The sequence below is a fragment of the Verticiella alkaliphila genome, assembly GCF_018904615.1.
In the GTDB taxonomy this organism is placed as follows: Bacteria; Pseudomonadota; Gammaproteobacteria; order Burkholderiales; family Burkholderiaceae_B; genus Verticiella; species Verticiella alkaliphila.
On record NZ_JADCNH010000086.1, the window covers coordinates 1 to 3,187 of the forward strand.

Annotated in this window: 4 protein-coding genes; all 4 read right to left on the reverse strand. The window is 70.9% G+C overall.

Going from position 1 to position 3,187, the window contains the following annotated elements; translation table 11 throughout:
- Window positions 1-485: tyrosine-type recombinase/integrase (locus IMZ29_RS22230; RefSeq protein ID WP_216188454.1), on the reverse strand; the 485-nt coding region annotated here is incomplete at its 3' end.
- A 283-nt stretch (window positions 486-768) separates the two neighbouring features.
- On the reverse strand, window positions 769-1,437 hold the full coding sequence (locus IMZ29_RS22235) for a DUF484 family protein (RefSeq protein ID WP_216188456.1): 669 nt from the start codon (window positions 1,435-1,437) through the stop codon (window positions 769-771).
- Window positions 1,438-1,444: 7 nt separating this feature from the next.
- On the reverse strand, window positions 1,445-2,317 hold the full coding sequence (dapF, locus tag IMZ29_RS22240) for a diaminopimelate epimerase (RefSeq protein ID WP_216188458.1): 873 nt from the start codon (window positions 2,315-2,317) through the stop codon (window positions 1,445-1,447).
- A gap of 37 nt (window positions 2,318-2,354) precedes the next feature.
- On the reverse strand, window positions 2,355-3,187 hold an 833-nt coding region (locus tag IMZ29_RS22245), incomplete at its 5' end, for a lysophospholipid acyltransferase family protein (RefSeq protein WP_216188459.1).

The window sequence follows — 3,187 nt, forward strand, 5'->3', positions numbered from 1 at the left end:
TGCGCGCGATGCGCGCGCCGCGGGCGCCGAACGAAGAGGCGCTGGGCGTCGCCGGGGCGGGCAATCTGGGGGCGCAACGCGATCCAGGCAGACAGGGCATCGACGGCTTTCTCGCCCACGGGCACGCTGCGGCGCTTGCCGCCCTTGCCCAGCACGTGGACTTCGCGCTCGGCCAGGTTCAGCCAGCCGGCGGACGTGTGCGCCGGCGTCTGGGTCCAGGCCGCATCCAGCCCGACCAGCTCGGCCAGGCGCAGGCCGCTCGAGTACAGCAGTTCGAACATGGCCCGGTCGCAGGCATGGCGTCGGGCCTCGGCCGAGTCCGGAACCGGAGCGCCCGCATGTTCCAGCAGCGCGGCGGTCTGCTCCACGGACATCGCCTTGGGCAGTCCGCGCGGTGCCTTGGGCGCGCGCAGGCCGTCTGCCGGATTGACGGCGATCGGCTCGCGTCGCGCGAGCCAGCCATAGAAGCTGCGCCAGCACGACAACTGTCGCGCCAGCGACCGGGGGCTCGCGCCCGCCGCATGGCGCTGTGCCAACGTGCGGCGCAGCGCCTGGCTGTCGAGCCGGGCCAGCGGCTGCCCTGCGCGGCGCTCACGAGCACGGCCATGTCGCGGGCGTAGGCCTGCAGCGTGTGCGTTGAATAGCGCCGCACGGTGCGCAGTTCAGCCAGCCAAGCTGCGACGGGCGCCGATGGTGTCAGCGCGGCGTCGACGGTATCGGGCGGCGCAACGGGGCGGGGCATGGGGGCGTTGGCAGGGGGCGAGCGCGTCAGCCGGTCACGCGCAGGCGAGAGAGGGCGGCACCCGCCAAGCGGCCGATATCCGTGAGGAAGTCCGTGCCCATGTCGGTGGCAAACCGCGCGGCGTCGTCGTCACCCAGCACGAGCAGCCCAAAGACGCTGCCGTCGGGCGCGCGCACCGGCACGCGAGCCACCGAGGCCGGCGCGGCGGCAAGCCAGGCGCAGGCTGCATGCGTGACGTCCGTGCCGCAGACGGGCGCCTTCTGGGCGGTGGCCTCCTCGCGCAGCGTTGCCGGGATCTCTGCTTGCCAGGCATGCGCACCGGTGCCGCAACCCCATAGTCGCAGCGCCGCGCCGGTCAGGGAGAAGGCGGTGCGCAGTCCATCCGTGACCTGCGTCGGCAGCGCCGTCGCGTCCGTCTGCGCGAGCAGCGGGAGCGTCCAGTCGCGCACCTTGTCGATGATGCCCTGATTCGTGCCTGCGCGCTCGGTGAAGGTCGCGAGCTTCTGTTCAAGGGTGCGCTGGCGTTCGCGCAGCGCGAGCACCTGACGCTCGCCCAGCGAGATGGCGCGGTTCTCGTGCGGATGGGGCACGCGCATCTCGGCAAAGACGTCCGGGTGCGCGGCGAAGAATTCGGGATGGGTGCGCAGGAACTCCGCGATCTCGGCAGGGGCGGGCGTGGTGACAGAGGTATCCATGGGCGGCTCAGGCAGGCAAGGCGATGGCGTCCAGGGCTTCGGGCGAGACCTGGCCTTCGAAAACGATGGCGGTAGGGCCGGTCATGCGCAATTGCGCGCCATCCCAGGCGATGCTGAGCGTGCCGCCACGCGTGTCCACCCGCACGGGGGACTGCAACAGGCCGCGGCGGATGCCGGCCGCCACGGCGGCGCAGGCGCCCGTCCCGCAGGCCAGCGTCTCACCCGCGCCGCGCTCGTACACCCGCACGCGGATGTGGTGCGTGTCGATGACTTGCATGAAGCCCGCGTTCACGCGATGCGCAAAACGCGGGTCGCTCTCGATGGCAGGCCCGACCGTCGCCACCGGCGCCGTGTCGACGTTGTCCACGACCTGCACGGCGTGCGGATTGGAGATCGCCACGAGCGAGACCTGGCTGGGCGGCGTGGTCGGCAGCGTCCAGAGCGTGTCCTCGCCCACGCTGACCGGCTCGAGCCCGGTGGTGTCGAAGGGCAGCGCCTCGGGCTCGAAGCGCGTGCTGCCCATGTCCACCGTCACGGTGTGATCCTCGTGTTCGGCGAGCACGATGATGCCGGTCGCGATCTCGGCACGCAGCGGATTGGCCGACGACAGACCGCGATGATGCACGAAGCGCACGAAGCAGCGTGCACCGTTGCCGCAGTGTTCGACTTCGCCGCCATCCGCATTGAAGATGCGGTAGCGGAAATCCGCGTCGGGCCGCCGCGCCGGCTCGACGAGCAACACCTGATCGGCGCCGATGCCGAACTGCCGATGGGCGAGCGCACGCACCCGCTGCGGGGTGAGCTCGATGGATTGCGTCACGCCGTCGAGCATGACGAAGTCATTGCCCGCGCCGTGCATCTTGGTGAAATGCCAGGTCATGCCCGGCATTATCGCACTGCCGGGCGGGCGCCCTCGCTCAGTCGTACAGGCTCGGCTCGCCGGGCGGCCGGGTCTTGAAGCGCTTGTGGACCCAGTAGTACTGGCTCGGCGAGGCCGCGATCCACGACTCGATCTCGCGATTGAGTCGCGCCGTGGCTTCCTCCAGCGCGTGCTCGCCGGGAAAGTCCGCCAGGGCCGGCAGCACCTGGGTGTGGTAGCGGCCGGTGTCGGGGTTCCAGTAGGTTAGCACCGGCAGCACCTGTGCCTGCCAGTTGCGGGCGATCTGCGCAGGTGCCGTGATCGACGCCGTGGGCACGCCAAAGAAGGGCACGAAGACCGAATCGCGCTCGCCGAAATCCATGTCCGGTAGGTAGTAGACCGGCAGGCGTGACTTCAGGTGCCGCAAGAGGCCACGCAGGCCCTCGCGCCGGCTGATGAGGTGGATCTCGTTGAAGCGCGAGCGGCCCTGGCGAAAGAGTGCATCGAAGCCGGGGTCGCTTTGCACCTGGTACATCGACGCCGCCGGCGACTCCAGCGAGAGCCGTGAGGCACCGGCGTCCAGGCCCACGAAGTGGGGCGCAAGCAGAATGACGGGGCCCTTCTCAAGGGCGGGCCGGGCATGCTCGCCGAAGCCCTCGAGCGTCACCAGCGCACGGACCGCGTCGGCATCGCCATACCAGAGCACGCTGCGATCGACGATGGACTGGGCAAGCGCCATGAAGTGCGCCCGCCCGAGCACGCGACGCTCGTGCTCGGACAGCGCAGGAAAGCAGAGCTCGAGATTGCGCATGACCACGCGCCGGCGGCGGCGCACGAAGCGCCAGGCGAGCCGACCGAGCACGCGGCCGAGCCGCGCGCGCGCCCCCGGCG

Excerpts from the sequence above, each read along its gene's own strand:
- IMZ29_RS22235 (WP_216188456.1), bottom strand. The coding sequence starts at position 1,437 with ATGGATACCTCTGTCACCACGCCCGCCCCTGCCGAGATCGCGGAGTTC.
- dapF (WP_216188458.1), bottom strand. The coding sequence starts at position 2,317 with ATGACCTGGCATTTCACCAAGATGCACGGCGCGGGCAATGACTTCGTC.